Consider the following 24,669-nt stretch of genomic DNA (forward strand, 5'->3'; position numbering starts at 1 on the left):
CCTGCCCGGTACGGCGGCGCTCCGAGCAGAGCCCCGCACGCTCGGCCCTTGCCCCACCCCCGCCCCGCCCCTGCCCGTCCCGCCCCGACTCTCCGAGGAGCCACCGATGCGCCTGGTGACGTACACCACCGCCCACACGCCCGACACCACCGACTCCGGTGCCGACGCCGCCGCCCCCGAGGCCCGCCTGGGCGCCCAGGTCGACGGCCTGGTCCTCGACCTCGCGGTCCTGGCCCGGCACGCCGGTGTCGATCTGCCCTCCGAGCTGCTCGCGTTCGTCCGGGCCGGCAACCCCGCCCTCGAAACCGCCGCCCGCCTGCTCGAAGGCGACCCGGCCGACCGGCCCGCCGAGGCCGTCCACCGGCTGGAGGACGTCACGCTGTGCGCGCCGCTGCGCCCCGGGAAGATCATCGGGGTCGGGCTGAACTACGTGGAGCACGTGGCGGAGTCCAGCCGCAGCCTGGACACCGACAAGGAACTCCCGCCGCGCCCGGTGCTGTTCTCCAAGCCCGCCACCGCCGTCACCGGACCCGGCCAGCCCATCCTGCACAACGCCGATCTCACCACGCAGCTGGACTGGGAGTGCGAACTCGCCGTGGTCATCGGACGCACCGCCTTCCGGGTGACCGAGGAGGAGGCGTACGACCACGTCTTCGGCTACAGCATCGTCAACGACATCAGCGCCCGCGACCAGCGCCGCTCGGGCCAGTGGTTCTTCTCCAAGGGCCAGGACTCCTACGCCCCCTTCGGCCCGGCCGTGGTCACCGCCGACGAGGTCCCGGACCCGATGGCCCTGGATCTGGCACTGCGGGTCAACGGGGTCACCAAGCAGGAGTCCAACACCCGCCACATGCTGTTCCCCATCGCCCGGCTCATCGCCGACATCAGCTCCGGCGTGACCCTGGAGCCCGGCGACGTCATCGCGACGGGCTCCCCCTCCGGGGTCGGCGCCGGCATGGTGCCGCCCGAGTTCCTCGTCCCCGGTGACACGGTCGAGGCCACCGTCGAACTCATCGGCACCCTCACCAACCCGGTCGTCGACGCCCGCCGGCCCCACTGACCCGGCCCGTCCCCCCGACCGACGGAACCAACTGACCCATCGGACCCACTGGACCCACCAGACGCAAGGAGCACCCGTGTCGCCCCGTACCTACCGCATCGGCCAGATCGTGCCGAGTTCGAACGTCACCATGGAGACCGAGGTCCCCGCGATCCTGCGCGCCCGCGCGGCCATCGCGCCGGACGAACGGTTCACCTTCCACTCCAGTCGCATGCGGATGACCCATGTGACCCCGGAGCAGCTCAGGGCCATGGACGCCGATTCCGACCGCTGCGCCGTGGAGCTCTCCGACGCGCGCGTGGACGTACTCGGCTACGCCTGCCTGGTGGCCATCATGAGCATGGGCCTGGGCTACCACCGCACCTCCGAGGAGCGCCTGCACGCCCGAACCGTGGAGAACGGGGCCCCCGCCCCCGTGGTCACGAGCGCCGGGGCGCTGGTCCACGGGCTGCACACCATCGGCGCCAAGAAGGTGGCCCTGCTGGCCCCCTACATGCGCCCCCTCACCCGGACCGTCGTCGACTACCTCACCCACGAGGGCATCGAAGTCCTCGACTACCAGGCCCTGGAGATCCCGGACAACCTCGACGTCGCCGCCCACGATCCGGCCAAGCTGCCCGGACTGGCCCGCGCCCTGGACTACACGGACGCGGACGCGATCGTCCTCTCGGCGTGCGTGCAGATGCCCTCGCTCGGTGCCATCGAGGAGGCCGAGCAGCTGCTGGGGAAGCCGGTCGTCTCCGCGGCCGTCTGCACCGCCCACCAGATGCTGCGCTCCCTGGACCTGGCGGCCGTGGCTCCCGGAGCGGGGCACCTGCTCTCCGGCGCGTACGCGCGGTCGCCACTGGCACGGGGGGCGTCGACCGGGGAATGACGGCCCGGGGGCAGGCCGGGAGGGCGGGCGGAGGACGGGACCGCGGGGCTTCCCCGCGCCGACGGGTCCCCCGCCGCCCTCCCGCACGCTGCCGGGGGCGCGCCGCTCGGTAGGATCACCACCGCACACTACGGAAGGTGATCATGTCGGACAGTCCGCTCAGGCCCAGCTCGCTGATCAGTACGGTCTACGGGGCGTTCCTGCGCGGGAGCGGCGGCTGGATCTCGATCGCCGACCTGATCACCCTCATGTCGGAACTCGACGTGGAGAGCCAGGCCGTGCGCTCGGCGATCTCCCGGCTGAAGAAGAAGGGCGTTCTCGAACCGGAACGCCGCGGAGCCACCGGGTACCGGCTCAGCCCGGCCGTCCACCCCGTCTTCGACGCGGGCGACCGGCGCATCTTCGCCAGCCTGGAGCCGGCGGACCTGGCGGACGGCTGGGCCCTGGCGGTGTTCTCCGTACCGGAGTCCGAGCGCTCCCACCGCTACCAGCTGCGCACCCGGCTGACCTGGCTCGGCTTCGGCAACATCGCCCCCGGCGTGTGGCTCGCGCCGGGCCGGCTGCTGGAGGACGCGCGCGACATGCTCGTGCGGCTCGGACTCAGCGAGTACGTCCACCTGTTCGCGGCCGCCGACTACGCCGCCTTCAGCGATCTGCCCGGGGCGGTGAGCTCCTGGTGGGACTTCCCCGCGATCCAGGCGCAGTACGCGGCCTTCACCGCCGCGTACGCGCCGGTCGCCGCCCGGCTCTCCGGGCCGGGGGACATCGACGCCGCCGAGGCCTTCCGCCACTACGTCCCGATGCTCACCGAGTGGCGCCGCCTTCCCTACCTCGACCCCGGCCTCCCCGCCGAACTGCTCCCCGCCGACTGGAACGCGGTGGGCGCCCGGCAGGTCTTCCAGCAGCTGCACGAGGTGCTGGCCGGGCCGGGCCTGCGACACGTACGGAGCGTCACGGCGCTCGGTTAGGCGGTCGGCCCAGGCCGGCCCTTTCGGGCGAAACGGTTCGAGATCCGCTTTCTGTACATGCCCGGGGACGACGCGCGCCGATAAAAGTTGAGGATTGTTCACTTTCCATTGACAGGGCGGGGCCGGGGACCCGACAGTGCCGTGAGCAACGCGTCCGACAGCGCCACCCACGGCCCTGTCGGGGATCCGCACTCCCCGACCGAAGCGAGTCCGCATGACAGCGCCCGCACCTCAGTTCCCGGCCGGCTTCCTCTGGGGAGTCTCCGCCTCCGCCTTCCAGATCGAGGGCTCCCCGACGGCCGACGGCCGGGGGCCGTCCTCCTGGGACGCCTTCACCAAGGAGCAGGGGCGGATCAAGGACGGCTCGCACGCGGACGTGGCCACCGACCACTACCGCCGCTACCGCGAGGACGTGGCGCTGATGTCCGAACTCGGCGTCGGCGCCTACCGGTTCTCGGTCTCCTGGTCGCGCGTCCTGCCCGAGGGCCACGGCCCGGTCAACCGCAAGGGGCTGGACTTCTACGACCGCCTCGTGGACGAGCTGTGCGCCGCGGGGATCGACCCGGTGCCCACGCTCTTCCACTGGGACACCCCGCTCGCCCTCGAGGAGCGGGGCGGCTGGCTCCAGCGCGACACCGCCGAGCGGTTCGCGCAGTACGCCTCGGTCGTCGCCGAACGGCTGGCCGACCGCGTCCCCATGTGGATCACCATCAACGAGCCCGCCGAAGTGACCCTGCTCGGCTACGGACTCGGCGAGCACGCCCCCGGCAAGCAGCTCGTCTTCGACGCCCTGCCCGCCGCCCACCACCAGCTCCTGGCCCACGGCCTGGGCGTACAGGCCCTGCGCGCGGCGGGTGCCCGGCGGATCGGCATCGCGGCATCGCACAGCCCCGTCTGGACGGCCGGCGACAGCGATGCGGACCGGGAGGCCGCCGCGCTGTACGACACGCTGACCAACCGGCTCTTCGCGGACCCCATCCTGACCGGCGCCTACCCGGACGGCCTGGAGGCGCTCCTGCCCGGTCCGGTGGCGGAGGACCTCAAGGCGATCTCGGCGCCGCTGGACTGGTACGGCATCAACTACTACAACCCGATGCTCGTCGGCGCCCCGCTACCGGCCGCGGACGCCTCCGACTTCGGCGGCATCGAGATCCCCTCGGACCTCCCCTTCTCCATCCGGCAGATCGAGGGCTACGAACGCACCGACTTCGACTGGCCGGTGGTCCCGGACGGACTGCGCGAACTGCTCGCCACCATGCGCGAGCGCTACGGCGACCGGCTGCCGCCCGTGTACATCACCGAGAACGGCTGTTCCTACGGGGACGGGCCGGACCCCGCGACGGGACGCATAGCCGACGCCCGCCGGATCGCGTACCACGAGGGCCACGTACACGCCCTGCACGAGGCGATCGCCGAAGGTTCCGACGTCCGGGGCTACTTCATCTGGTCGATCCTCGACAACTTCGAGTGGGCGGAGGGGTACCGGCAGCGGTTCGGCCTCGTCCACGTCGACTACGGGACGCAGACCCGGACGCCGAAGGAGTCGTACGCCTGGTACCGCGACCTGATCAAGAGCGGCAGATGACCGTCGAACGGCCGGACGCACGCACCGGCCCCGGGGCGGACGGCAAGGGCGAGGGCGCCGGGGCGATCGCGAGCGGCGCCTCCCCGGGCGGGGGCGCCGAGCCGGGCGGGCGGTGGGTGAGCGCGCTGTCGCTCGCCAACCTCGGCGTCTGGGTCGGCTGGTTCGGCCCGCTCCAGCTGCTCCTGGCGCGCCAGGCCGAGCAGCTCACCCCCGACCACAAGGCCTCCACCCTCGCCGTGGTGACGGGACTGGGCGCGGCCGTGTCGATGGTCGCCAACCCCGTCTTCGGGGCCCTTTCCGACCGTACGACGGCGCGCGTGGGCCGCCGGATCCCCTGGGTGGTCGGCGGTGTCGCGGGCGGGGCCGCCGGGCTGGCGGTCCTCTCCCTGGCTTCGAGCGTCGCCACGGTGATCGCGGGCTGGTGCCTGGTGCAGCTCGCGCTCAACGCCGCCTTCGCCGCGCTGACCGCGGCCGTCCCCGACCAGGTGCCGCAGCGGCGGCGCGGTCTGGTCGGCGGCTGGCTCGGCGTCTCGCAGGTCGTGGGCATCCTGATCGGCACGGCGCTGGCCACGGTCGCGGGCGGGATCACCGCCGGGTACCTGGCCTGCGCGGGGTTCTCGGTCCTCGCGGCGGTGCCGTACGTACTGATGCGGCGCGACACCCCGCTCGCCCCCGCCGCCCGGCCGGTCTTCCGCTGGCGGGCCTTCCTCACCGGCTTCTGGATCGACCCGCGCCGCCATCCCGATTTCGGCTGGGCCTGGCTCACCCGGTTCCTGATGAACCTCTCCTACTCCATCAGCACGATGTACCTGCTCTACTACCTGACCGACGCCGTGCACTACACGGACGACGCGGACACCGGCGTGCTGATCCTGACCGCGCTCAACGCGCTCACCCTGCTCGCCACGGTGGTGATCAGCGGCATCAGGTCGGACCGCAGCGGCCGGCGCAAGTCCTACGTCATCTGGTCCGGGCTGGTCATCTCCGCGGCCACCCTGCTGCTGGCCGGCTGGCAGACCTGGACCGGCGCGGTCGTCGCCTCGCTGATCCTCGGCCTCGGCTTCGGCGTGTACACGTCGGTGGACTTCGCCCTGCTCACGGACGTACTGCCGACGGCGGAGGACCGCGGCAAGGACCTGGGCGTCATCAACATCGCCAATGCGCTGCCCCAGGTCCTGGCGCCGGTGATCGCGGCTCCGGTCGTGACCCACCTCGGCGGGTACACCGCCCTGTACGCGCTCGCGGGCGGGCTGGCGCTCGTCGGATCGGTCCTGGTCCGCCGGATCCGGTCGGTGCTCTAGGGGTGAGTATCCGCACATTCTGCCCTTTTTGGCCGGTATTGGCTCACCATTGATACCGGTCTGGTGGATTTCGGTTTCGGGGTGGCTGCCAGGCGCCGAACCGACATTCCTCAGCGATGGGACCCACATGCGACGCGCACACCGCCGGACGGCCACCAAGCGGCTCGCCCTGACCTCGGCCGGCGTTGCCGCCCTGCTCGGCTTCAGCACCCTGACCCTCGGCACCGCGAACGCGGCCGACCGGCCCGCGGACCGGCCGGCCGCCGCCGGATCCCAGGGCCAGGGCCAGGGCCAGGGCAGCCAGGCGAAGGCCCAGGCCGCGCAGCAGCTCTCGTCCTTCACCGTCGCCTTCCCGGCCGCGCCGTACCGCACCCACAACATCGCGCGCGCCGTGGAGCTCATCAACGGCGGCGTGGTCCAGCCGGGGCAGATCTGGAGCTTCAACGGGACGGTCGGCGAGCGGACCGTGGAGAACGGTTTCGTCGACGGCATCATGATCAACGACGGCCGCTACGTGAAGTCTCCCGGCGGCGGCGTCTCGGCGGTCGCGACGACCATGTACAACGCCATGTTCTTCGCCGGCCTCAAGCCGGTGGAGCACGGGGCCCACTCCTTCTACATAGAGCGCTACCCCGAGGGCCGCGAGGCCACCGTCGCCTGGGGCACCCTCGACCTGCGCTGGCAGAACGACTCCGGCCACCCCGTCTCCATCCGCGCCACCTCCACCGACACCTCGGTGACCATCACCCTGCTCGGTACGAAGAAGTACGACGAGATACGCGCGACCAAGGGCCCCCGCACCCACCCCACCCCGCCGGTCCAGCGCACGGTCTCCGGACCCACCTGCGAGGTCCAGACCCCCCTGGAGGGCTTCGACGTCTCCGTCGACCGCGTGTTCCTGCACGGCGGGTACGAGGTGAAGCGCGAGACGTTCCGTACGCACTACACCCCGCGCGACGAGATCGTCTGCGCCCCGGAGACCCCCACGGCCCCGGCCAGTCCCAGCACCGGCGCCACCCCCGCCGCCCCCGCCGCCCCTGGCACCCCGGGCACCCCCGGCGCCGCCGCCGTTCCCGGGGCCCCGAGCGCCCCGGTGAGCCCGACCGCGGGCTCCCCCGCGCCGGCCCCCAGCCACACCTGATCCGGCCGGGCGGCCGCCCACCCCGGGCGCCGGACCGCGGGCGTCAGCGCGGCTGCGCCCGGTGGAGATCCCTGATGAGGGCGATCTCCGCCCCGTGGTGCAGCAGCTCCTGGTTGACCCACCACACGATCTCGACGAAGGGCTCCTCCGGGTCGCTGCCGTGCGGATAGGTGCAGTACCCGACGGTGTCCAGCGCGGCTTCGTCGACGCCCAGCAGCGCCTCGCGCCAGGCCGCGGCGCCCGCGTCGAAGGCCGCGACCGCCCCCGCCGCGTCGCCGCTGACCGGGTGGTCGTCCCGGGTCAGCAGGTGGGAACCGGCTCCCAGAGGTACTCCTCGTCGGTCATCGCGGCGACCTCGGTGTCCGTTCCGTCGCCGCTGTCCACCACCGGACCCGCCATCCGGCCGGTGAGGCGCTCCCGCGCGAAGTCGAACTGCGCGAGCAGCGGGATCAGACGGGGTGGAATCACCGGAACGCTCCTTGGGGGGAATCCGGTCGCCCCGGCGCGGGACGGTGGGCCGACGGGCCGGCCTTGCACGGCGGGCGCCGCACGGCGCCCGGGTCTTCCCGGGCCCGACCGCCGGAGGTGGACACTCCGGAACGTGGACACCCCGGCTCCGGAGCTCAGGGCGTGACCAGGATCTTCCCGCGCGCCCCGCCCCCGTGGAGCTCGTCGACCGCCCGCGCCGTCTCGGCGAGCGGGCAGGTGCGCTGGATGGCCGGGGCCAGGGTGCCGTCCTCGGCGTACCGCCTGAGGACGTCGAGGTCGGCCTGGCTCTCGACGGCCATGACCCCCTTGAGCCCGTGGCGCACGAAGGGGTTCAGCAGCGCGGCCCGCAGGACCCGGTCGATGCCGCCGAGCCAGTTCCCGCCGCCCTCGCCGCCGACGATGACAAGGGTCCCGCGCGGGGTCAGGGCGCGCCGCAGGTGCTTCAGGGTGCGGTTGCCGGCCGTGTCGAGGATGAGGTCGTAGTGGCGGGCGCCGTCGGCGAACTCCTCGCGGGTGTAGTCGATGACCTCGTCGGCGCCGAGCGAGCGGACGAGTTCCGTCTTGGTGGTGCTGCACACTCCGGTGACATGGGCGCCGAACGCCTTGGCCAGCTGTACGGCGAAGGTGCCGACCCCGCCCGCCGCGCCGATGACCAGGACCCGCTGCCCGGCCCGGACGCGTCCGGCGTCGCGGAGCGCCTGGAGCGCGGTGAGTCCGGAGATGGGGAGCGCGGCCGCCGCTTCCAGGGGGAGCCCGGCCGGCTTGTGAGCGAGCTTGTCCTGCCGGGCGCTCGCGTACTCGGCGAAGGAGCCCTCGCAGATCCCGAACACCTCGTCCCCCGGACGGAAGGCGGTCACGCCCTCGCCGACGGCCTCGACCCGCCCGGCGACCTCCCGGCCGCGCACGGGGACCTTGGGCGCGCGCAGCCCGTACCCCATGAGCCGCAGCAGGTAGGGCCTGCCGGTCATGAGGTGCCAGACCCCGGCGTCCACGGCGGCGGCCCGGACGGCTATCAGCACCTCGCCCTTGCCGGGCTCCGGGGTCTCGATGTCCCTGAGCTCCAGTACTTCGCTGGAGCCGTAGGTGTCCTGCACGATCGCCTTCACGGCGCCGTCCCTTCCTCGTCCGCGTATTGGAAGACCTCTTCGAGCGGTACCGCGAAAACCCGGGCGATCCGGAACGCCGTCTCCAGCGAGGGCGAGTAGCGGCCCTTCTCGATGGCGAGGACGGTCTGGCGGGTCACTCCGATGCGTTCCGCCAGTTCCGCCTGGGTCATCTCCGCGTGCTCGAAGCGCAGCGCCCTGATCCGGTTCGTGATGCCGGTCGCCTTCACCACGACTGGAACCCCTGGCGGTAGGCGGCGAGCTTGACGGCGGAGCCGAGCACCGCGGAGAGCACGAAGCCGAGGTAGATCGCGTTGGAGATCCAGAAGCGGTCCGCTCCGGCCATCGAGAGGATCAGCGCGGCCAAGGCGCCGATGGCCAGGAAGGACTGCCCGGAGTACTCCCCGAGGCGGCCGATCTCCTTGTCGCGCTCGTCCTTGACGGCGGCCTCGCGGGGCGAGAGCGCCGCGACCGCGATGTTGAGGAGGATCGAGGCCGCGATGGCGCCCCCGACCGTCCAGAGCAGCGGTGCGACGTACGGGACCTCCGTGAACGGCACGCCTTCGCCGGCCCGGCCCAGCACCAGGGCCAGGTAGACCGCGTACCCCACGATGGCGACCACCCCCATGATCCACGCGCGCTTCTCTTCGGAGGCCACGTCCGCACCCGCTCCCATGTAAAACAACTTTGACACGGCGAATGTAAAAGCATCCATACCCCGTGTCAATGATTTCTTACATCGACTCCATCGGCTCCAGACCCGGGCCGCCGCAGGCAATCCCGGCGGGGGCCCGCGACGAATCAGCTGTGAGGGCCGCCCGAACGGCGGGGGAAGGTGATCACCATGACGGACGAGGCGTTCGAAGAACTTCTCGCCGAAGCCCGCGAGGAAGCGCGCCGCACCCTGCTCCCACCACCCGACCCACCCGGGGAGCCGGAGCTCGCCCAGCTCGCACGGCATGCGGAATTCGGGGCGTCCGCGCACTGACGGGCACATCGGCCGACCGCGGGGGCAGAGTGCCGATACTGATCTTCTCAAGTACGGACGTGCAGGGGCATCTTCGATGTGATGGTGCCGCAGGCGGAGCACAGCTTGGACGAGGGGAACCAGCGGTCGACCACGACCAAGTCCCGCCCATACCAGGCCGCCTTGTACTCCAGCATCGTGCGCAGCTCACGCCACGCCGCGTCCGAGACGGCGCGGGCGAGGCTGTGGTTCTTGACCATGTTGCGCACGGTCAAGTCCTCGATCACGAGCGTTTGGGTCTCACGCACGAGTCGGGTGGTGGATGGGAGCGGTACTTGAACGCCCGCTTCAGGTGAGTCCCGATCACGGCTCACGAACTGGAGGGTGATTGGGTGGGCATCAAACCTGCGGGTCAGGGCTCTGTGTTCTGCCCAGAGGGCAAATCACAGCCTGTTGCCCTGATCCGCGGGAGCTTCGCTTCCTCACCCACCTGAAGGTGGAGGCATCCACGAAAGGCCAAGATGAACGACACGGCCACCGCCCGCGCCCTGGAGCGGGTCCACGGGCACCGGACCCGCTTCGACGTCCGCTTCGAGCGGTACTTCGACACCCTCGGCGAGCGGCTCGACACCCCGCTGCCGAGCCGGTTCGCGCCGCGCTGCCTGGAGCTCCTGCGGGAGCTGTCGATGCGCGGCGGCAAGCGCCTGCGGGTGGTCCTGCTCCACGAGGCCGCCCGGCTGGTCACCACCGATGAGGTGCCGGGGCTGGCGGAGGCGGGGCTGAGCCTGGAGCTGTTGCAGACCCACGGGCTGGTCCACGACGACATCATCGACGACGCCCCGCTGCGGCGCGGCGGTCCGTCCACGTACTACGCCTACCGCCGCGAGCTGCCCGACGACCTGCCCGCCGCCCTCGGCCTCGCCGTACTGGCGGGGGACCTCGCCGCGTTCCTGTCGATGCAGGTGCTGCTGGAGGCCGAGGTGTCCGCGGAGCTCCGCCAGGCCCTGCTGGCCGTCCAGATACGCACGGCCGCCGAGACCGTGGCCGGGCAGATCGCGGACCTGGAGCGGGACACCCTCGGGGATCCCGGCGAGGAGTTCCTGCACGCCGTCACGGATTTCAAGAGTGCCCGGTACTCGATCCTGGCCCCGCTGACCATGGGGCTGCTGGCCGCGGGCGAGGACCCCGCGCCGCACCGCGAACGGCTGCACCGGTACGCGCGGCTCGTGGGGATCGCCGAGCAGATGCACGACGACTACCTGGACCTCTTCGGCGAGGCCGCGCAGGTGGGCAAGTCGACCGGCGCGGATCTGCGCGCCGGTCGCCGTACGTACGCCGTCAACGCGGTACTGGACTGCGCGAGCGGCTCCGACGCCGCCCTGGTGGAAGCCGCGCTCGGCGACCCCGGCTGTTCGCAGGCCACGATCGCCCGGATCCGGAAGATCGCCCGCGACGGCGGCGCGGACCGGCGGCTGCGCGCGGAGATCCGCCGGTACGCGCGGGCGGCGGCCGACGAGGCCGCGTCCTGGGCCCCGTACTGGCGGCCGGAGGCCGTGGACTTCTTCCGGACCCTGCCCCTGTGGAACATCGACCGGCTGGACCGGCTGGACCGGGCGGAAGGGACGGCCGGGAGGGGCGGGGCGGCCGGGAAGGCCTGAGGCCGCGGTCCGGGTCCCGTGTCACCCGGGGCCGGTCCCGTGTCACCCGGGCGCCCGGCCCCGCTGGCACCCCGGCCCCGGCCCCGGCTTGCTGGACGCATGACGCAAGGAGATCCGGGGACCTCCCCGGGACAGAGCCTGAGCACCCCCCGTGCGGCCGGGCTGGCGGGAATCGTGTTCGCCGCCCTGCTGGCCGTGGCCATCGTGCTCGCCCGCCTCGCCCTGCCCGAGGGGGGCGGCGCGGCCACGGTCGAGGTCACCTCGGGCCAGCGGGACGCGGTGTCCACCGCGGTGGAACTCGTACCGTTCGCCGGCATCGCCTTCCTCTGGTTCATGGGCGCGCTGCGCGCGCACGCCGGGGAGCGGGAGGACCGGTTCGTCTCCACCGTCTTCCTGGGCAGCGGCCTGGTCTTCGTCGCCTGCCTCTTCGGCGCCGCGGCGGCCGCCGGGACGGTGCTGGACGCCGACCAGCCGCAGGACTTCGGCCGCCACTTCTCCTACACGCTGCTGACCACCTACGCGATGCGGATGGCCGCCGTCTTCGTCTTCGCGACCTCGACCATCGGCCGCAAGCTCGGGGTCTTCCCGCGCCCGCTCGCCATGGCCGGATACCTGGCCGGGCTGGTGCTGCTCGTCGTCGGTTCCTCGGTGCACTGGTCCGAGCTGGTCTTCCCGGCCTGGGCCGCGCTCGTGAGCTCGTACATCCTGCGGTCGAGCCGCGCGCGCCACTAGGCCGTCTCTTTCGGACCTTGTCGGGGTCCGCGCCGCCCGGCACCGCACGACGCGAACGAGCCGACAAGATCCGAAAGAGACGACCCAGGGCCTGTGACCCGCGCTCTCACTCCAATGGCGTTTTCGGACGAGCCCCCGGCCCCCCGGGCACGCACGCTGGTCCGGGAAGCCGAGGGGGGCTCCGAAAGGACCACACCTTGCTGAGGCTCGTCGTCGATCTCAACCGGTGCCAGGGATACGCGCAATGCGCCTTCCTCGCCCCCGACGTCTTCGCGATGCACGGGGACGAGGGACTGCTTTACGACCCGGAGGCCGAGGAGGCCCAGCGCGAGCGCCTGGCCCAGGCCGTCGCCGCCTGTCCCGTACAGGCGATCCTCGTGGACGAACTGGACCTGGCCGCCGGCGCCGCCGGCGCCGCCACCAAGGACAGCGGGGAGGCACCCGATGCCTGAGACCGCCCTGGAGCAGCTCAAGCAGTCCGGCAGGATCGTGGTCGTCGGTGCCTCGCTGGCCGGCCTGCGCGCCGCCGAGGTCATGCGCGAGAAGGGCTTCGCCGGCTCGCTGACGATGATCGGCGACGAGCCCTACGAGCCCTACGACCGCCCTCCGCTGTCCAAGGGGGTGCTGCTGGGCAAGGCCGACGCCGAGCGCACCGCGCTCCCCCGGCGGCTCGACATCGACGCCCAGTGGCGTCTGGGCGTGGCTGCCAGCGGCCTGGACATGGCGGCCCGTACGGTCAAACTCGCCGACGGCGACGAGGTCCCGTACGACCGCCTGCTGATCGCCACCGGGGTGCGCGCCCGGCCCTGGCCGAACGAGGCCGAGGGCGAGCTCGAAGGGGTCTTCACCCTGCGCACCCGCGAGGACGGTGCGGGCCTGGCCCGTGCGCTGGCCGCCGGACCGCGCCGGGTCCTGGTCATCGGCGCCGGGTTCACCGGTTCCGAGATCGCCTCGGCCTGCCGGGAACGCGGACTGGACGTCACCGTCGCCGAGCGCGGCGACGGCCCGCTGGTCGGCGCGCTGGGCGGGGTGATCGGCGCCGTGGCCGCCGAGCTCCAACGGGAGAACGGCGTCGACCTGCGGACCGGGATCATGGTGACCGGGCTGGAGGGCGACTCCACCGGCCGGGTCCGCGCGGCGCACCTGTCCGACGGCACCACGCTGGAGTGCGACGTGGTCGTCGTGGGCCTCGGCGCCCAGCGCAACACCGAGTGGCTGACGGGCTCGGGGCTGGGGGCGGGTCCGCGCGGCATCGCCTGCGACGCGGGCTGCCGGGCCTTCGACCTGCGGGGCATCGTCACCGACGACATCTACGTCGCCGGCGACGTGGCCCGCTCCCCGCACGCGCTGTTCGGCTACCAGTTCCTGTCCCTGGAGCACTGGGGCAACGCCGTGGCGCAGGCCGAGATCGCCGCGCACAACATGCTGAGCGAGAGCACGGACCGCCGTCCGCACCTGTGGGTGCCGTCGTTCTGGTCCTCCCAGTTCGGGGTGAACATCAAGTCCGTCGGCGTGCCCTCCATGGGCACCGAGATCATGATCACCCAGGGGTCGCGCGCCGAGCGCCGCTTCACCGGGGTCTACGGCTACCAGGGCCGGGTCATCGGGGCGGTCACCTTCGACAACGCGCGCTGGCTGCAGTTCTACGAGAAGCAGATCGAGTGCACCGCGCCCTTCCCGCCCCCGTTCACCACGGTGGACCGCCGCCCCGAGGGGCAGCGGCCGATCCCGGCGGACTTCCCCGACCCGTCCGTCCCCACGCACGGCCCGACCATCACCCTCAGCGGGTACTCGCCGGCCGACCGCCGGATCGCCACCTTCACCCCCGCCGGGCACTGACCCGCACGCCCACGGAGGACCCGCCATGAGCCACGGCATCCTGAGCCAGATCCTGGACTACGCCAACCGCGCGAACCCGTACCCGCTGTACGAGGAGCTGCGCAAGACCCCCGTCTTCCACGACGGGACCGGGCCGTACGTCATCAGCACCTACTACGACATCCAGAGCCTGCTGCACGACCCGCGGCTGAGCTCCGACTCCCGGAACCTGGCCGCGACGGCCGGGGACCCGCTGGCTGAGGGGGGCGAGGAGGAGGCCACCGCGCTGCCGCCGAGCTTCCTGAAGCTGGACCCGCCGGAGCACGACCGGCTGCGCCGGATGACCAACCGGCCCTTCGGCCCGCCGCATTCGCCGCACCGAGTGGACGGGATGCGCGACGGTCTCGCCTCCATCGTCACCGGCCTCATCGACAACCTCGGCAACACCGAGGAGATCGACCTGGTCGACCAGTTCGCGTACCCGTTCCCGGTGACGATGATCTGCCAGCTGCTGGGCGTGCCGCGCGAGGACGAGGCTCGCTTCCACGTCTGGGCCGACACCCTCGCCGCGAGCCTGGACCCCGATCCGGACTCCGATCCGGCCGAACGGCAGCGCAAGACCCACGACTCCCGGATGGAGCTGGGCATGTACCTGGCCGGGCTGATCGAGGAGCGGCGCAAGAAGCCAGGCGACGACATGCTCTCCCAGCTGGCCGTGGGACACGGCCCGGACGAGTCCATGTCCACGATGGAACTGCTCAGCACGGCGGCCCTGCTGCTGATCGCCGGCCACGAGACCACGGTCAACCTGATCACCAACGGCATGCTGACGCTGCTGCGCAATCCCGATGTCCTGGCGCAGTTGCGCCAGGAGCCCCGGCTGGCCGTGCCGCTGGTGGAGGAGCTGCTGCGGTTCGAGCCGCCGGTGCAGCTGCTGCCGCAGCGCACTCCGCTGGTGGACATCGAGGTCCGCGGGGTCACCATCCCCAAGGGCTCCTCGATGTGGCTGATCCTGGCCTCCGGCAACCGGGACCCCAACCGCTTCAAGGACCCGGACCGCTTCGACCCGCACCGCAAGGACATCCAGCACCTGGGCCTGGGCAGCGGCATCCACAGCTGCTTCGGCGCGCCGCTGGCCCGGCTGGAGGCGCAGCTGGCCCTCAGCGAGCTGGCCAGGCGGCTGGAGAACCCCCGGCTGCTGGAGGACCCGCCGCCCTACCGGCAGAACGCGGTGCTGCGCGGGCCCCGGCACCTGCGGATCGCCTGCGACGGGATCCGCCCCTGAGCCCAGCGGCGGTGGTCACCCGCGACGGGTTCGCCATTCCGGGGCCAGGACGGCCCAGATCTGCTTGTCGTGGCGGGTGCCACCGTAGGGCCAGACCTCGCGGTTCACGCCCTCCAAGGTCATGCCGAGTCGTTCGGCCACCGCCGAGCTGCGCTGGTTGTCGGCTCGGCAGTGCCACTCCGCCCGGTGCACGCCGCGCTCCGTGAACGCCCAGTCCATCAGGGTGCGGCAGGCTGCGGTGACCAGACCGTGGCCCTCGGCCGCCGGTTCCAGCCAGCAGCCGACCTCGCAGGAGCCCGCGGCGGCGTTGAAGTCCACGAACATCACTCCGCCGACGAGTACGCCACCGCGCCAGATGCCGAAGATGCGGGCGCCGTCCGCGGCCTGGCGCTCGGCGTAGCGGCCCAGCGTGGCCCGCGCACCGTCCACGTCCGTGGTGATGAACCCCGCGCCGACCCACGGCCGGATGTGTTCGCGGGCCCGGTCCATGTGGGCGGCGAACTCCTCGGCGTGCCACGTCTCGAGCGGGCGCAGGCGGGCGTCGTCCCGCAGTGGCAGAGAGAACACGAGAACCCCATTCACACAACAACTGTTATGACTATGTACGGTAGCAGCATGCCACGCACCAAGGGGGACCACGAAGCCCGCCGTCGCGAAGTCTCGGAGGCGGTCTGGCGCGTGCTGGCCGCGCACGGGTTCGCCGGCCTGACGCTGCGCGCCGTGGCGGCCGAGCTCGGCGCGACCACCGGCCTGCTGACCCACTACTTCCCGGCCAAACGCGATCTGGTCGCGCACGCCCTGGACCTGCTCGAACAGCGCAGCGCCGCCCGCCCCCGGCGCACCGCCGGTACGGGCCTGGCCGCCGTGCATGCCGCGCTGCTGGACATCCTGCCGCTGACGGGCCCGGCCACCGACCGCAACCGGATCTGGGTGTCCTCCTGGGACACGGCGCTCTCGGATCCCACCCTGAGCGAGGACTACGCCGGCAAGTACGGCCGGAGCCGCGACAAGCTGCGCGACCTGGTCGCCGCGGCCCAGGAGGTGGGCGAGCTGCCCGCCGGGGATCCGGCCGACATCGCGGCCGGCGCGCAGTCGTTCGTACTGGGCCTGGTGGTGCAGACCCTGTTCGATCCGTCGGCGTTCCCGCCCGAGCGCCAGGCACGGTTGCTCGAGGACTACCTGGCCGCGCTGGCCCCCGGGGCGCGCTGAGGAGCGTGTTACGGTCCCGCCATGTCCAAGACCGAGATAGACCAGGTGACCGCCGAGTTCTTCGGTGCCTTCGACAACAGGGGCGGCAAAACCGCCGACTTGGCCCGGCTGCGGCGGCTCGTCCTGCCGGGCGGCGTGATCGCCAGCACCGGAGCGAAGCTCACGGTCTACACCGTGGAGGAGTTCATCGAACCGCGCGAGCGGTGGCTGAGCGACGGGCGGCTGACCGAGTTCTCCGAGTGGGAGACGAGCGAGCGGACCGACATCGCGGGCGACATCGCGTCGCGGTTCGGGGAGTACCGCAAGTCCGGGATCCTGGACGGCGAACCGTTCGAGGGCGGCGGGACCAAGACCATCCAGTTCGTCCGCACCCCGGACGGCTGGCGGATCTCGGCCTTCGCCTGGTACGACCGGCCGGACCAGGCCTGACGCCGGTCCGGTGCGTAGGGGACCGGGCCTGACCGCAGGAGTCCGGACCTGACCGGGGTCCGCCGCTCCCCCTACGCCGCGACCGATTCCTCGACCCGCGGGCGGCTCCGGGACACGGCCACCCCGGCCAGGCACAGCAATCCGCCGGCCAGCGTCAGCCAGGCGGGCACCTCACCCAGGAACACCCAGCTCAGCAGCACCACGACGGCCGGGACCGCGTAGGTGGTCGAGCCCAGCTTGCCCACGGGCATCCGCGACAGGGCGTAGCTCCACGTGATGAAGGCGAGGGCGGTGGGGACCACGCCCAGGTAGACCATGCCGAGGGTGGCGGACAGCGGCGCCGCAGGCAGTTCCCGGACGAGTTGGCCCGTGAACGGCAGGCAGGCCACCGCGCCGGTCAGGCAGCTGAACGCGGTGATCTGCAGGGGCGTCCCGAAGGAGAGCGCCGGCTTCTGCGCGACCACACCGGTCGCGTAGGCCACGGCGGCCAGCAGGCACAGCACCACCCCGAGGACCGAGGTGGAGCCGTCGCCGCCGGACGAGGACATGGACAGGCCGACGACCACCGCGCCCACGAAGGAGACGGCCATTCCGGCCAGCAGCCGCGGCGGCAGCGCCTCGCCGAGCAGGCGGGCGGCGAGCAGCGCCATCAGGATGGGGCCGATGTTCACGAGCAGGGAGGCCGTGCCCGCGTCGACGAGCCGTTCGCCCCAGTTCAGCGCGACCATGTAGCCGCCGAACCAGACAACTCCGGACACCAGGATGCCGCGCCACGCCTCGCGCGGCGGCGGGCCCTCGCGCCGCACGATCAGCAGGACGACGAGGACCAGCGAGCCGGCCAGCAGCCTGCCGAGGGCCAGGGCGCCGGGCGAGTAGGCGGCTCCCGCGCTGCGGATGGCGACGAAGGCGGAGGCCCAGGCGAGCACCGTGAAGGAGACGGCGCCGACGGTGAGGACACCGGGCGAGAGCAGACTCAGGCGGGACTTCATACACGCACCTTATCCAGACAACATTTCGGAGTCCACCGAAATGTTGACCCCAAATATTGACCCCGAGCAGCTCGGCGGCCCTTCAGGCCGCCGGAGGGCCTTCAGGCCCAAGCCTCCGGGGCGATCCCCAGCAGCTCCCGGAGGATCCGCTCCCCCGCCCCGGTCACGACCAGCCCCCGACCGCCACCCGCCGGCCGCACCACCCACTCCTCGTCCAGTGCCCGCGCGCACAGCCGGGCCCCGGCCAGGCCGCCCAGGTGGCGCCGCCGCTCGGTCCAGTCCAGGCAGGAGCTCGCCAGCGGCCTGCGCCCCTGGTGGCCGAGGTCGACGCCGGCCCGCGCGCACCAGGCGCGCCCCTCCTCGGTCAGCTGGAACACTCCCTCGGTCCGCAGCAGACCCTGCTCCTCCATGGCGTCGGTGACCGCCATGCCCAGCCGCCCGGCGAAATGGTCGTAGCAGGTGCGGGCGCCGGCCAGCGGATCGGGCGCGCAGACCACGGGCGCCGCGTGCGGGGCGTCCCGTCCCGGAATCGCGTGACAGGCCAGTTCGTCGACGAGCCGGGCCGTCGCGGCGTCGGCGATCCGCACATAGCTGTGGCGGCCCTGCCGCTCGGTCACGCAGATGCCCGCGTCGAGCAGCCGGGCCAGATGGCCGCTGACGGTGGACGGAGCGACCGAGGTGATCCGGGCCAGCTCGCCCGCGGTCCAGGCGCGGCCTTCGAGCAGGGTCATGCAGATGGCCGCCCTGGTCTCGTCGGCCAGCGCCGCGGCGAGAGCGGCGAGGCGCGCCGCCGGGGCGGGGGCATCGTTCGGCTTTCCGGGCTGCGCGTCGTTCATGCTCCAAGAGTGCCGCAAAACTTCGGCGAATGCCGAATGGTTGACGGCGTTGGGATGACCCGGGCGTGCCGACGGCGTGGAAAGTTCCGCTTACCGTCTCTTCTCCGCCACACGCAAGACTTCGACAGGAAGATCCTTGAGGGCGCACTAGACTGGCCGGTTGTGTTGGCGCTGGACCGGAACAACCTGGGCAAACCCGGGCTCCACCGGCGACCCGGACGTTTCCGGGAACGAAACGTGAGGGCCGATGGCAGCAACACCTGAACGCGGTGAATCGACACTGCTCGACGACGGGGACGTGTACGAGCAGTCCGGCAAGTCCGCCCGGTTCTCGGCGGGGCCCGCCGCCCCGACCCGTACCCTCGTCGACGTCTTCGAGGCCTCCGTACGGGCGCACCCCGACGAACTGGCCCTGGACGACGGCACCGAGCGGCTGACCTACCGGGCGCTGGCCGCCGAGGTCGAACGCCGCCGGCGCGCGCTGGGGGCCGCCGGGGTGGGGCTGGGCGACCGGGTCGGCGTACGCGTTCCGTCCGGGACCAACGAGCTGTACGTGGCCATCCTCGCGGTGCTCGCCGCAGGCGCCGCCTACGTGCCCGTCGACGCCGAGGACCCGGACGAGCGGGCGGAGCTGGTGTTCGGCGAAGCCGGGGTACGGGCCGTGCTGGGTGCCGGTCGGCGCATCGAGGTCACCGGCATCGCGGAGGTCCCCGTATCCGCCGCGAGGCCCGGCCCCGAGCACGACGCGTGGATCATCTTCACCTCCGGTTCCACCGGCAAGCCCAAGGGCGTCGCCGTCAGTCACCGCAGCGCCGCCGCGTTCGTGGACGCCGAGGCCGCGCTGTTCCTGGCCGAGGAGCCGATCGGGCCCGGCGACCGGGTCATGGCCGGGCTGTCCGTCGCCTTCGACGCCTCCTGCGAGGAGATGTGGCTGGCCTGGCGCTACGGCGCCTGCCTCGTGCCCGTCCCCCGCTCCCAGGTGCGCAGCGGCGCCGACCTCGGCCCCTGGCTGGCGGAGCAGGAGATCACCGTGGTCTCCACGGTGCCGACGCTGGCCGCCCTGTGGGAGTCCGACGACCTGGGCGAGGTCCGGCTGCTGATCTTCGGCGGCGAGGCCTGCCCGCCCGAGCTGACCCAGCGCCTGGTCACCGAAGGCCGCGAGGTCTGGAACACGTACGGGCCCACCGAGGCCACCGTCGTCGCCTGCGCCTCGCTCCTGACCGGCGAGGAGCCGATCCGGATCGGACTCCCCCTCAACGGCTGGGAGCTGGCCGTCGTGGACGAGTCCGGCGATCCCGTACCCATGGGCGGCAGCGGTCAGCTGGTCATCGGCGGGGTCGGCCTGGCGCGCTACCTCGATCCCGAGAAGGACGCCGAGAAGTACGCCCCGCTTCAATCCCTCGGCTGGGAGCGCGCCTACCGCAGCGGCGACCTGGTCCGCGCGGAACCGGAGGGGCTCGTCTTCCTGGGCCGCGGCGACGAGCAGATCAAGCTCGGAGGCCGCCGGATCGAGCTGGGCGAGGTGGACGCCGCGCTCCAGGCCCTGCCCGGGGTGGCCGGCGCGGCCGCCGCCGTCCGCACGGCCCGCAGCGGCAACCAGCTGCTCGTCGGCTACTTGGTCACCCAGGAGGGCTGGGACCACAAGGCGGCGGTGGAGCGGCTGCGTGCCGAGCTGCCCGCGGCCCTCGTGCCGCTGCTCGCGCCGGTCACCGAGCTGCCGACCCGCACCTCCGGCAAGGTGGACCGGAACGCGCTGCCCTGGCCACTGCCCGACCTGGAGACCAGCGGTCCCTCCGAGCAGCTCTACGGGACCGAGGCCTGGCTCGCCGAACAGTGGAGCGAGACCCTCGGAGTGTCGGTGTCCGGCGCAGCCGACGACTTCTTCGCGATCGGCGGCAACAGCCTCGCCGCGGCCCAGCTCACCACCCGGCTGCGCACCCGCTACCCGAGCGCGGCCGTTCTCGACATCTATCAGCAGTCCACCTTGCGCAAGCTGGCCCGGCACCTGGAGAAGTCGGCCCAGGACGACGGCACGGCCCGCGAGGTAGCGCCCGTCGCACTGCGGTCCCAGGTGATCCAGTCGCTCCTGCTGCTCCCGCTGTACACGCTGGTCGGTCTGCGCTGGTCGGTGGCGCTGCTGACGCTGGGCAACGTACTGCACTGGTTCGGGCCCTATCCCTGGGCGCCCACCGCCTCGTGGTGGCTCCTGGCCGCCGGGGCGGCGCTGCTCTTCAGCCCGCCGGGCCGCCTCGCGATCGCGGCCGGCGGTGCGCGGCTGCTGCTGCGCGGGGTGAAGGCCGGACGCCATCCCCGCGGCGGGAGCGTGCACCTGCGGCTGTGGACGGCCGAGCGGCTGGCCGAGTACTCCGGGGCGACCTCGCTCACCGGCTCCTGGCTGGAACGTTACGCCCGCGCCCTGGGCGCCAAGGTCGGGCCCGAGGTGGACCTGCACGCGCTGCCCCCGGTGACGGGCATGCTCAAGCTCGGCCGCGGCTGCGCCGTGGAGTCCGAGGTGGACCTCAGCGGGCACTGGCTCGACGGGGACCGGCTGGTGATCGGCCCCATCAAGGTCGGTGCGGGCGCCGTGGTGGGCACCCGCAGCATGCTCTTCCCCGGCGCCCGGGTCGGCAAGCGGGCCGAGGTGGCCCCCGGTTCCGCGGTGAGCGGTCAGATTCCGACCGGCCAGCGCTGGGCCGGAGCGCCCGCAGTCAAACTGGGCAAGGCCAAGCGGAACTGGCCCGGGCACCGGCCGCCGCGCTCGCTCGCCTGGCGCGCCGTGTACGGGGCCACGGGCCTGTGCCTCACGGCCCTGCCCGTGCTCGCCGCCCTGCCGGCCCTGCTCGTGGTGAGCCTGTTCGTACCCGCCGACGCGGGCCTGGCCGAGGCGCTGCGCGGAGCCCTGCTCGCCGTGGTGCCCGGGGCCCTCGCCTACGGGTTCGCGTACGCGCTGCCGCTGCTGGTCTGCGTACGCCTGCTCAGCCTGGGACTGCGCACGGGGGTCCACCCGACGCACGGCCGGATCGGCTGGCAGGCCTGGACGGTCACCCAGCTGATGGACCTGGCGCGCGAAACCCTCTTCCCGCTGTACGCCGGGCTGATCACCCCGGTGTGGCTGCGGCTGCTCGGCATGAAGATCGGCCGGGGCGCGGAGGTGTCCACCGTGCTGGCGCTGCCGAGCCTCACCACGGTCGGCGAAGGCGCGTTCCTCGCCGACGACACCCTGACCGCCCCGTACGAACTGGGCGGCGGCTGGATGCGGATCGGGCACTCCGAGATCGGCCGCCGGGCGTTCCTCGGCAACTCCGGCATGACCGCGCCGGGCCGCAGCGTGCCCGACGGGGGGCTGGTGGGCGTCCTGTCCGCGACCCCGAAGAAGGCCAAGAAGGGCAGCTCGTACCTGGGACTGCCGCCGGTCAAGCTGCCGCGCTCGACCGCCACGTCCGACCAGAGCCGCACCTACGACCCGCCCGCGCACCTGCTGTGGGCGCGCGGTCTGGTGGAGGTGTGCCGGCTCGTCCCGGTCTTCTGCTCGGCGGCGCTGGCCGTGCTGACCGTGGCGGCTCTTTGCGCGCTGAGCCGGCCCGGCGCCCTGGGGCTCTGGGGGACCGCGCTGCTGTCGGGCGTGGTCCTGCTCGTCGCCGGTGTGCTCGCGTGCCTCGTCTCGGTGGGCGCGAAGTGGCTGCTGGTGGGCAGGCACCGGGCGGGTGAGCACCCGCTGTGGAGCGGGTTCGTGTGGCGCAACGAGCTGGCCGACACCTTCGTCGAGGTGCTGGCCGTGCCGTGGCTGGCGGGTTCGGTGCCCGGTACGCCGCTGCTGGTGTGGTGGCTGCGCGGGCTCGGGGCCCGGATCGGCCGGGGCGTGTGGTGCGAGAGCTACTGGCTGCCCGAGACGGACCTGGTCACACTGGGCGACGCGGTCAGCGTGAACCGCGGCTGCGTGTTGCAGACGCACCTCTTCCACGACCGGATCTTGAGGACGGATACTGTGGTCCTCCGTGAGGGCTCCACGCTGGGGCCGGGCGGAATCGTCCTGCCCGGAAGCACGGTCGGGGCCCACAGCACACTGGGTCCCGCCTCTCTCGTGATGGCCGGGGAATCCGTCCCCGCCGACACCCGCTGGCTGGGCAACCCGATCGAGGCGTGGCGGACCTGAGAAGGCCCGTGCACGGCGCAGGACCCGAGTACGGCGCAGGGAGCGGAAGCGGCAATGAACGGCCAGAGCACAGCGGCATCGGACCCGTACTTCCCGGCCAACGGTGACCCCCGTTACCGCGTGCACCGGTACGAACTCGCTCTGGAATACCGTCCCGGCCCCAACCGGCTGGCCGGGACGGCCCGGCTCAGCGCGATCGCCGGGCGGGCTCCGCTCGCCGAGTTCCACCTGAACCTGGCCGAGTTCAAAATAGGCCGGGTCCTGGTGGACGGCCGGCGGCCGCACTTCACCCACCGCGGCGGAAAGCTCCGCATCCGGCCGGCCAAGCCGCTGGCCGCCGGGGCCGCCTTCACGGTGGACGTGCACTGGGTGGGCAATCCCAAGCCGGTCACCAGTCCCTGGGGCGGTCTGGGCTGGGAGGAACTGACCGACGGCGCGCTGGTGGCCAGCCAGCCGGTCGGCGCGCCCTCCTGGTACCCGTGCAACGACCGGCCCGCCGACAAGGCCTCGTACCAGATCTCGGTCAACACCCCGTCCGCCTACACGGTGGTGGCCGGCGGCCGGCTGCTCACCCGGACGACCCGGGCCTCCACGACCACCTGGGTGTTCGAGCAGCCCGCACCCACCTCCAGCTATCTCGTCGGCCTGTCGATCGGCATGTACCAGACGGTGCTGCTCGGCGACCCGGGGCTGGGCGGGGTCACGCAGAGCGCCCACGTGCCGGCCCACCTGCTGCCCCGGTTCTCCCGGGACTTCGCGCGGCAGCCGGCCATGATGAAGCTCTTCGAGGAGCTCTTCGGGCCCTATCCGTTCGGCGAGTACGCGGTGGTCGTCGCCGACGAGGAACTGGACGTCCCGGTGGAGGCCCAGGGCCTCTCCCTGTTCGGCACCAATCACGTGGACGGCGTACGCGGTTCGGAGCGGCTCATCGCGCACGAGCTCGCGCACCAGTGGTTCGGCAACAGCGTGACCATCGCGGACTGGCGGCACATCTGGCTGAACGAGGGTTTCGCGAAGTACGCCGAATGGCTCTGGTCGGAGCGTTCCGGCGGCCGCGGCGCGCACGAGCTGGCGCTCGCCGCCCACCGGCTGCTGGCCTCACAGGCGCAGGACCTCGTACTGGCCGACCCGGGCCGCAAGCTTATGTTCGACGACCGCCTCTACCAGCGCGGCGGGCTGGCCGTGCACGCGGTCCGCTGCGCGCTGGGCGACGACGCGTTCTTCCGGATGCTGCGCGACTGGGCCACCTCGCACCGCCACGGGGTGGTGAGCACCGTGGCCTTCACCGCCCACGTGACCCGGTACGCGAACGAGCCGGTGGACGGCCTGCTCTCGGCCTGGCTGTACGAGCCGGCCCTCCCGCCGCTGCCCGCACCGCCCGCCCGGCTCCCGGTCCCGGCGAGGCCCGGCTACCCGCCCACGAACGGCTAGGCCGTCTCCTCCGGATCCTGCCGGGGCCGCGACTCGGCCTGACGGGCGGCGGCCGCCCTCACGGCTGCGGCGGGACCGTCCGGCCGAGGTGGGCGGCGAGCCGGTCGATGGCCGGGGCGCCCTCCGCGACGGGCTGCGGCTCGGCGAACCGCCCTGCCCGGGACTGGGTGGCGAGCTGGACCCGGGCGAACTCCAGGCTCCGCTCGGCAACGTCCGGGGGCAGGGCTGCCGGAATTCCGGTGGCTCGGGCGAGGTCCCATCCGTGCGCGAGCAGATCGTAGAGACGGATCTGCAGGCGCTCGGCGCCCGTGGCGCTTCCCATCGGGCTGCGATAGCTCTGTTCGAGGACTCCGGGAGCGGAGAAGGCGGCCAGCAGCGCGGCGCTGGAGGCCCGGTAGGCACCGGCGGGATCGTCACCGAGGGGGTCCGCACCGCGTTCGGGCATCGGGCCGCCCCCGATCATGGCCGCGAACACGAGGTCCATGCCGACCAGGTGGGCGACCACGCCGCGCACGTCCCATTCCGTGCAGGGCGTCGGCTCCTTCCACTGCTCCGGGCGGATGGAGGCGATCAGGTCGGCGACGGCTGCGGTCGCGCGGTCGAGGTCTTCGACGGAAGTAGTAGTCATCGGGACGAGGTTA

General features: G+C 72.6%; 23 protein-coding genes and 2 pseudogenes. 16 read left to right on the forward strand and 9 right to left on the reverse strand.

From position 1 onward, the window contains the following. Positions 1-106 precede the first annotated feature (106 nt). From AC3IYJ_RS03285 to AC3IYJ_RS03310, 6 genes are all read left to right on the forward strand, one after another. Complete coding sequence (locus AC3IYJ_RS03285; protein ID WP_489399825.1) at positions 107-1,060, forward strand: fumarylacetoacetate hydrolase family protein; 954 nt, start codon at positions 107-109, stop codon at positions 1,058-1,060. Positions 1,061-1,190: 130 nt separating this feature from the next. After that, on the forward strand, positions 1,191-1,934 hold the full coding sequence (locus tag AC3IYJ_RS03290) for a maleate cis-trans isomerase family protein (protein WP_489402673.1): 744 nt from the start codon (positions 1,191-1,193) through the stop codon (positions 1,932-1,934). 143 nt (positions 1,935-2,077) lie between these two features. After that, the gene (locus tag AC3IYJ_RS03295; RefSeq protein WP_489399826.1) at positions 2,078-2,902 is read left to right on the forward strand and encodes a PaaX family transcriptional regulator; all 825 of its coding nucleotides are present in this window, start codon (positions 2,078-2,080) and stop codon (positions 2,900-2,902) included. 214 nt (positions 2,903-3,116) lie between these two features. Beyond that, complete coding sequence (locus AC3IYJ_RS03300; RefSeq protein WP_489399827.1) at positions 3,117-4,487, forward strand: GH1 family beta-glucosidase; 1,371 nt, start codon at positions 3,117-3,119, stop codon at positions 4,485-4,487. After that, a complete protein-coding gene (locus tag AC3IYJ_RS03305) occupies positions 4,484-5,788 on the forward strand; it encodes an MFS transporter (RefSeq protein ID WP_489399828.1) in 1,305 nt (434 codons plus the stop codon). The genes AC3IYJ_RS03300 and AC3IYJ_RS03305 overlap by 4 nt, the downstream gene beginning before the upstream one ends. 127 nt (positions 5,789-5,915) lie before the next feature. Continuing rightward, the gene (locus AC3IYJ_RS03310) at positions 5,916-6,929 is read left to right on the forward strand and encodes a VanW family protein (protein ID WP_489399829.1); all 1,014 of its coding nucleotides are present in this window, start codon (positions 5,916-5,918) and stop codon (positions 6,927-6,929) included. A gap of 43 nt (positions 6,930-6,972) precedes the next feature. Here the strand turns inward: AC3IYJ_RS03310 and AC3IYJ_RS03315 are convergent. The 4 genes and pseudogenes from AC3IYJ_RS03315 to AC3IYJ_RS03330 form a co-directional block, all read right to left on the reverse strand. Beyond that, a pseudogene (locus AC3IYJ_RS03315) lies at positions 6,973-7,397 on the reverse strand (hypothetical protein). Positions 7,398-7,552: 155 nt separating this feature from the next. After that, on the reverse strand, positions 7,553-8,524 hold the full coding sequence (locus AC3IYJ_RS03320) for an NAD(P)-dependent alcohol dehydrogenase (RefSeq protein ID WP_489399830.1): 972 nt from the start codon (positions 8,522-8,524) through the stop codon (positions 7,553-7,555). Further along, positions 8,521-8,754: a helix-turn-helix transcriptional regulator gene (locus AC3IYJ_RS03325; protein ID WP_489399831.1), complete on the reverse strand. Its 234-nt coding sequence runs from the start codon at positions 8,752-8,754 to the stop codon at positions 8,521-8,523. The genes AC3IYJ_RS03320 and AC3IYJ_RS03325 overlap by 4 nt, the downstream gene beginning before the upstream one ends. Next, a complete protein-coding gene (locus AC3IYJ_RS03330; RefSeq protein WP_489399832.1) occupies positions 8,748-9,179 on the reverse strand; it encodes a hypothetical protein in 432 nt (143 codons plus the stop codon). Before AC3IYJ_RS03330 ends, AC3IYJ_RS03325 begins: the two co-directional genes overlap by 7 nt. A gap of 186 nt (positions 9,180-9,365) precedes the next feature. Between AC3IYJ_RS03330 and AC3IYJ_RS03335 the strand changes: the two genes are divergently transcribed. Beyond that, positions 9,366-9,509: a hypothetical protein gene (locus AC3IYJ_RS03335; protein ID WP_489399833.1), complete on the forward strand. Its 144-nt coding sequence runs from the start codon at positions 9,366-9,368 to the stop codon at positions 9,507-9,509. A gap of 50 nt (positions 9,510-9,559) precedes the next feature. Here the strand turns inward: AC3IYJ_RS03335 and AC3IYJ_RS03340 are convergent. Further along, a pseudogene (locus tag AC3IYJ_RS03340) lies at positions 9,560-9,808 on the reverse strand (zinc ribbon domain-containing protein); the annotation flags it as partial. A 201-nt stretch (positions 9,809-10,009) separates the two neighbouring features. Between AC3IYJ_RS03340 and AC3IYJ_RS03345 the strand changes: the two are divergent. The 5 genes from AC3IYJ_RS03345 to AC3IYJ_RS03365 all read left to right on the forward strand — a co-directional run bounded on the left by AC3IYJ_RS03345 (position 10,010) and on the right by AC3IYJ_RS03365 (position 14,981). Continuing rightward, complete coding sequence (locus AC3IYJ_RS03345) at positions 10,010-11,146, forward strand: polyprenyl synthetase family protein (RefSeq protein ID WP_489399834.1); 1,137 nt, start codon at positions 10,010-10,012, stop codon at positions 11,144-11,146. A gap of 99 nt (positions 11,147-11,245) precedes the next feature. After that, positions 11,246-11,878: a hypothetical protein gene (locus tag AC3IYJ_RS03350; RefSeq protein WP_489399835.1), complete on the forward strand. Its 633-nt coding sequence runs from the start codon at positions 11,246-11,248 to the stop codon at positions 11,876-11,878. Positions 11,879-12,078: 200 nt separating this feature from the next. Then, positions 12,079-12,330 carry a ferredoxin gene (locus AC3IYJ_RS03355; protein WP_489402674.1) on the forward strand — a complete coding sequence of 84 codons (252 nt, stop codon included), beginning with the start codon at positions 12,079-12,081 and terminating at the stop codon, positions 12,328-12,330. Further along, positions 12,323-13,717, forward strand: a complete 1,395-nt coding sequence (locus tag AC3IYJ_RS03360) for an NAD(P)/FAD-dependent oxidoreductase (RefSeq protein ID WP_489399836.1) — start codon at positions 12,323-12,325, stop codon at positions 13,715-13,717. The genes AC3IYJ_RS03355 and AC3IYJ_RS03360 overlap by 8 nt, the downstream gene beginning before the upstream one ends. A gap of 25 nt (positions 13,718-13,742) precedes the next feature. After that, entirely contained in the window at positions 13,743-14,981 is a 1,239-nt protein-coding gene (locus AC3IYJ_RS03365) for a cytochrome P450 (protein ID WP_489399837.1), read from the forward strand. Positions 14,982-14,996: 15 nt separating this feature from the next. Here AC3IYJ_RS03365 and AC3IYJ_RS03370 read toward each other — a convergent pair whose 3' ends face one another. After that, a complete protein-coding gene (locus tag AC3IYJ_RS03370; RefSeq protein WP_489399838.1) occupies positions 14,997-15,548 on the reverse strand; it encodes a GNAT family N-acetyltransferase in 552 nt (183 codons plus the stop codon). Positions 15,549-15,596: 48 nt separating this feature from the next. On the opposite strand from AC3IYJ_RS03370, the gene AC3IYJ_RS03375 reads away from it, so the two are divergent. After that, positions 15,597-16,190: a TetR/AcrR family transcriptional regulator gene (locus AC3IYJ_RS03375; RefSeq protein ID WP_489399839.1), complete on the forward strand. Its 594-nt coding sequence runs from the start codon at positions 15,597-15,599 to the stop codon at positions 16,188-16,190. 21 nt (positions 16,191-16,211) lie between these two features. After that, positions 16,212-16,619 carry a nuclear transport factor 2 family protein gene (locus tag AC3IYJ_RS03380; RefSeq protein ID WP_489399840.1) on the forward strand — a complete coding sequence of 136 codons (408 nt, stop codon included), beginning with the start codon at positions 16,212-16,214 and terminating at the stop codon, positions 16,617-16,619. Positions 16,620-16,690: 71 nt separating this feature from the next. Here AC3IYJ_RS03380 and AC3IYJ_RS03385 read toward each other — a convergent pair whose 3' ends face one another. Both AC3IYJ_RS03385 and AC3IYJ_RS03390 read right to left on the reverse strand, forming a co-directional pair. Beyond that, the gene (locus tag AC3IYJ_RS03385) at positions 16,691-17,608 is read right to left on the reverse strand and encodes a DMT family transporter (protein WP_489399841.1); all 918 of its coding nucleotides are present in this window, start codon (positions 17,606-17,608) and stop codon (positions 16,691-16,693) included. Positions 17,609-17,709: 101 nt separating this feature from the next. Then, positions 17,710-18,444, reverse strand: a complete 735-nt coding sequence (locus AC3IYJ_RS03390; RefSeq protein WP_489399842.1) for an ArsR/SmtB family transcription factor — start codon at positions 18,442-18,444, stop codon at positions 17,710-17,712. Positions 18,445-18,691: 247 nt separating this feature from the next. Here AC3IYJ_RS03390 and AC3IYJ_RS03395 point away from each other — a divergent pair, with 247 nt between their 5' ends. After that, entirely contained in the window at positions 18,692-22,597 is a 3,906-nt protein-coding gene (locus AC3IYJ_RS03395) for a Pls/PosA family non-ribosomal peptide synthetase (protein ID WP_489399843.1), read from the forward strand. A 54-nt stretch (positions 22,598-22,651) separates the two neighbouring features. Next, positions 22,652-24,028 carry a M1 family metallopeptidase gene (locus tag AC3IYJ_RS03400; protein ID WP_489399844.1) on the forward strand — a complete coding sequence of 459 codons (1,377 nt, stop codon included), beginning with the start codon at positions 22,652-22,654 and terminating at the stop codon, positions 24,026-24,028. A gap of 58 nt (positions 24,029-24,086) precedes the next feature. Here AC3IYJ_RS03400 and AC3IYJ_RS03405 read toward each other — a convergent pair whose 3' ends face one another. Next, positions 24,087-24,656: a TIGR03086 family metal-binding protein gene (locus AC3IYJ_RS03405; protein WP_489399845.1), complete on the reverse strand. Its 570-nt coding sequence runs from the start codon at positions 24,654-24,656 to the stop codon at positions 24,087-24,089. Positions 24,657-24,669 lie beyond the last annotated feature (13 nt).

It is taken from the genome of Streptomyces sp. GL_140, from assembly GCF_057834465.1.